The organism is Streptacidiphilus anmyonensis (assembly GCF_000787855.1).
In the GTDB taxonomy this organism is placed as follows: Bacteria; Actinomycetota; Actinomycetes; order Streptomycetales; family Streptomycetaceae; genus Streptacidiphilus; species Streptacidiphilus anmyonensis.
Genome location: NZ_BBPQ01000016.1, coordinates 27,575 through 31,995, shown reverse-complemented (window position 1 = coordinate 31,995; position 4,421 = coordinate 27,575). Strand labels below are relative to the sequence as shown.

Genomic DNA, 4,421 nt, shown 5'->3' with positions numbered 1-4,421 from the left:
AAGCTGATCACCCGTGAGCCTTCTCCGTCCGCCCGCCCGCTGGACCCGCACACTCGACGCCGCAGGCGTCGCCGACCCCGCGCTGCGCGCCGACTACGGCGCGCAGCGCGGGGCGGTGCTGCGCTACAAGCCCGAGGCGTACCTCGCCGTCCGCCTGCTCGTCCCGGCGGAGCTGGTGCCGCACGTCGTCGTGGCGACGGCGTTCATGCACCGGACCGACGAGCTGCTCGACTCCGCCGAGCCGGTGCCCCGCCGCCGCGAGACCTTCGGGGCCTGGGACCGGGAGGTCCGCGCCGCGCTGGCGGGCGGCCCGAAGTCCGACGACCCGCTCGTGCGGGCGTTGGCGCACAGCTGTGCCGGGCTGCCCTCGCTGGGCGAACACGTCACGGCCTTCCTGGGCACCGCCCTGACCGACCTCGACTTCTCCGGCTTCGGGACGGAGGCGGACTACCAGGCGTATGTCGACGCGTACTCACTGCCCGCCGTCCTGGTCGTGGCGAGTGTGCTGACACCGGTGACGCCGACGATGCGCACCGTGTGCCGGGCGTGGGTCGACGGCGGCCAGCGGCTCGACTTCGTCACCGACCTCGCCGAGGACCTGGCGGCCGACCGGCTGATGATCCCTCAGGAGACGCTGAAGGCTTTCGCCGTCACCCGGGACGACCTCGCCGCCGCCCGGGACACTCCGGCCGTGCGGGCGCTGCTGACCCACCTGCTGGATCTCTCCGAGGCGTCGCTGGCCGAGGGGCGCGCGCTGGCGGAGCTGCCCCCGCCCGCGACGCGCCCGATGGTCCGCGCCATGCTCGGCCTCGACGACCTCACCGCCCGCGCCGCCCGCGCGAAGGGCGCAGCCCTGCTCCGCGCGGGCGCCCGGCCCTCCGTACCGAGCGCCCTGCGCCTCCTCCTTCGGGAGATGAGGGCGCGTTAGCGCCCAGCCCCCAGCTCTTCACCCTGCCGCGACCCCCCCTCCCACCCCCGGCGTTCCCGCGCTCCGGCCATGCGGCCATCCCGCCCTCGGCCGTGCGGCCCTCCCGGCCGTGAGGCCGTGCGGCGCTGCGGCCGTCCCGGCCCCGGCCGTGTGGCGGCGAGGCCCTCCGGGCCCTGCGCCGCTCCGGCGATGCGGCCGTCGGGCCCCCGGCCACCGGGCGTTCCGGAATGCCGCCCCCCGGCCGTGCGGCGATGCGACCCTCCGGGCCATGCGGCGCTCCGGCCGTCATGGCCTCGGCCATGCGGCGATGCGGCCGTGCGGCCGTCCCGGCCCCGGCCGTGAGGCGGTGCGGCCCTCCGGGCCATCCGGCCGTGCGGCCATCCCGGCCTCGGCCGTGGTGCGGTGCGGCCCTCCGGCCGTGGGGCCATCCGGCGCTCCGGCCATGCGGCCATGCGGCCATCCCGCCCTCGGCCGTCCCGGCCCCGGCGCTGTGGCGGTGCGGCCCTCCGGGCCCTGCGGCGCTCCGGCGATGCGGCCGTCGGGCCCCCGGCTACCGGGCGTTCCGGCCGTCCCGCCGTCCCGCCGTCCGTTCCCCGCGTGTGGGTGGTCGGCCGCAGGCCGGGGCCGGGGGAGGGGACGCGTTGGCGGGCGCGCTACGGGTGGCGCGCCCGCGCGGCCGGTGGAGAGGCCGGGTCGGTCAGGCGCGTACGATCTGCGCTCCGCGGATGTCGACCGGGAGCGTCGGGAAGCCGTCGCCGGGGCCGTTCTGGTCGTCCTCGCCGGCGGCGGCGATCTTGGCGAGGACGTCCATGCCGGACGTCACGCGCCCGAAGGGCGTGTACGCGGGGGAGAGCTTGGTGTCCTTCCAGACGAAGAAGAACTGGCTGCCGTTGGTGTTCGGCCCGGCGTTGGCCATCGCCACGGTCCCGGCGGGGTACGTCGCCCCGGCCAGGTTCTCGTCGTTGAAGGAGTAGCCGGGCGCGCCGCTGCCCGTGCCCGTCGGGTCGCCGCACTGGAGGACGTAGATCCGTTGCGTGGTCAGGCGGTGGCAGTGCGTCCGGTCGTAGAACCCGTGCTGGGCCAGGAAGCGGAACGAGAAGGTCGTGCACGGCGCCGCCGCCGTCAGCGCCTGGAAGGTGATCGTGCCCTGGCTGGTGTGGAGCTTGACCGAGAAGGGCTGCGCCGCCTTGCGCGCGTCGAAGACGGGGATGCCCTTGAAACGGTCCGCCGGAACGGAGGCGACGAAGCCGCACGGGTCGACTGCGGAGGCGGCACGGGCGTGGGCGGTGGCCGCGTGCGGGGCCGGGGCGAGGCTCTCGCTGCCCGCGCCGCCCGAGGCGTCGGCCGCTGCGGTGGTGCCCAGGCCCAGCACGAGCGCGGAGGCGGCGGCGAGCGGGAGCCAACGGCGGCGGCGGGGTGCGGAGGCGGCGGTGCGGTTCCGGCGCGGAAGCGAGAACAGGGACGGCATCAAGGGTCCTTCCGAGGGACGTCGGTGTCCGTTCTTGGCATGACCCCACAGAACTTCCCCACCGCGCGCACGACTACGCGCGTCCGCCGTGCCGCGCGTACCGTGGAGTTGTCCGGCGGGACGTTCACACTGCTCAGCCGGGGTCGTGACCACGGAGGTGGACACACGATGAAACTGCTCCAACGCCACAAGAAGCCCGCCCTCCAGCCCATGGCGACCGCGCACGACGCGCGGGCCGACGTGGTCGACAGCGAGGGCGGCAGCTTCCACCACGCGGACCAGCAGCCGCTCGTCGACATCGCGCCGTACGCGTCCGACAACCGCTACCGGTTGGTCCGGATGGGCGGCGGCCAGCTCGAGCCGCTGGCCCGGGAGGAGTTCGTGCCGCGCGTGCACCAGCTCTACCCGGAGCTCGATCTGGACGACGCGGAGCTCGTCCACTGGGCCGACCGGCCGTGGGAGTGGCCGCCCTGGCACCCGGGCGCGGCCTGACCGCTGCGCCGTGAGGCAGGCGCACGCCCCGGGACCCGGCAGGACCGGCCCGGGGCGTCCGCCTGCCTGGCCCGGACAGGCCCCGGGCGGGCCCCGGGCGGGCTCCGTCCCGATCGGAGGGATCGGAGGGCACTGGGCGAGCGGCGGCAGGAACGGACGGGAAGAATGGGGAGGAAGTTCCCACACGGCGCGAGCTGCACGGCGCAGCCGGCGCAGCTGGCACACCAAGCGGGCGCGCGGGCGCGCGGTCGGCTGTCTTCTGGGCGGTTACCTGGCGATGCGATCCGAGGAGCAGGGCGGCGCGCAGCCGGGCGGCGGCGGGCTCATCCCCGATCGCGCGGCCGGGGTGGAGACGCGTCCCATGGGCCTGATGACGATACCGATCGCGACCGCGCTCATCCTGGACGACGGAACGATCCTGCACTGGAGCGACGACGCGGAGCTGCTGCTGGGCTGGAGCCACGCCGAAGCCGTCGGCCGGCGCGCGGCGGACCTGCTGACCACACCCGAGAACCGGGACCAGGTGCTCTCGCTGTTCGAGTCCATCGTCGCCGGACGGGACTGGTCGGGCGTCTTCCCGGTGCGACACCGGGACGGGCACCTGGTCAACCTCGAGTTCCGCACCCATCCGCTGAACGGCCCCAACGGTCACCCGTTGGTGCTCGCCGTCGCCTCCGACGTGCGGTCGCTGCGCCGGGTGGAGGCCGATCTCGCGGTGCTGAACAGCTTCTTCACCCAGGCGCCCGTCGGCATGGCCGTCTACGACGAGAGCCTGCGCTTCGTGCGCCTCAACGATTCGCTCGCCCGGATGAACGGGCTCCCGGTCGAGGAGCACCTGGGCCGCCGGGTCACCGAGGTGCTGCCGGGGCTGAACGGCGAGGAGATCGAAGCCGTGATGCGGCGGGTGCTCGCGGGCGGCGATCCGGTGGTCGACGCCCGCTCGCACGGCCTCACCCCCGGCGACCCGGACCGTGAGCACGCCTGGTCGACGTCCTACTTCCGGCTGGAGGAGCCCGGCGGGCGGGTGCTGGGCGTCAGTTCGACCATCGTCGACGTCACGGCCCGCTTCCGCGCCGAGCAGCGGGCCGCGATGGCCCGCGAGCGCCTGGAGGTCCTCTCCGACGCCAGCGCGCGCATCGGGACGACCCTGGAGCTGGACCGCACCGCCCGCGAACTGGTCGACACGATGGTGCCGCGCGTCGCGGACGTGGCCGCGGTCTTCGTGCTGGACCACCTCGTCGCCGCCTCGACGGCGGGCGGCGACGCGCATCCCGAGGACCACGCGCACCCCGGGCCGGGCGCGCACCCCGGGCCCGCCGCGACGCCCGAGCCGGATTCGGCGGCTGAGCCCGTGCCGACGCCGCAGGGCCCGTCCGGCGGCCGGTCCGGCGGTGCACCCAGGTCGGTCCGGCGGCTCGCCGTCGCGGGCCTCGACGAGGACGCGGTCGCCGCGCCGCGAGCCGCGCCGGGCGCCGGGGCAGGCACCGGGGCGGGCGCGGGCGCGCAGCGCGGCGAGGTCCTGGCGGTCCCGGC

The 4,421-nt window shown here is 76.0% G+C and carries 4 protein-coding genes; 3 read left to right on the top strand and 1 reads right to left on the bottom strand.

Annotation, left to right across the window (positions count from 1 at the left end; all coding sequences use genetic code 11):
- Positions 1 to 13: 13 nt before the first annotated feature.
- Complete coding sequence (locus tag TR50_RS17060; RefSeq protein WP_042421667.1) at positions 14 to 928, top strand: phytoene/squalene synthase family protein; 915 nt, start codon at positions 14 to 16, stop codon at positions 926 to 928.
- A 697-nt stretch (positions 929 to 1,625) separates the two neighbouring features.
- Here the strand turns inward: TR50_RS17060 and TR50_RS49745 are convergent.
- On the bottom strand, positions 1,626 to 2,396 hold the full coding sequence (locus TR50_RS49745) for a peptidylprolyl isomerase (RefSeq protein ID WP_042421666.1): 771 nt from the start codon (positions 2,394 to 2,396) through the stop codon (positions 1,626 to 1,628).
- Between the two features lie 168 nt (positions 2,397 to 2,564).
- Between TR50_RS49745 and TR50_RS48860 the strand changes: the two genes are divergently transcribed.
- Both TR50_RS48860 and TR50_RS17045 read left to right on the top strand, forming a co-directional pair.
- Entirely contained in the window at positions 2,565 to 2,888 is a 324-nt protein-coding gene (locus TR50_RS48860) for a hypothetical protein (RefSeq protein ID WP_236654454.1), read from the top strand.
- Between the two features lie 277 nt (positions 2,889 to 3,165).
- Positions 3,166 to 4,421, top strand: a 1,256-nt coding sequence (locus TR50_RS17045) for a PAS domain-containing protein (RefSeq protein ID WP_152648449.1), incomplete at its 3' end; no start/stop codon positions are given.

Bases quoted from the DNA above. Each gene is read 5' to 3' on its own strand.
- TR50_RS48860 (WP_236654454.1), top strand. From the start codon at position 2,565: ATGAAACTGCTCCAACGCCACAAGAAGCCCGCCCTCCAGCCCATGGCG.
- TR50_RS49745 (WP_042421666.1), bottom strand. From the start codon at position 2,396: ATGCCGTCCCTGTTCTCGCTTCCGCGCCGGAACCGCACCGCCGCCTCC.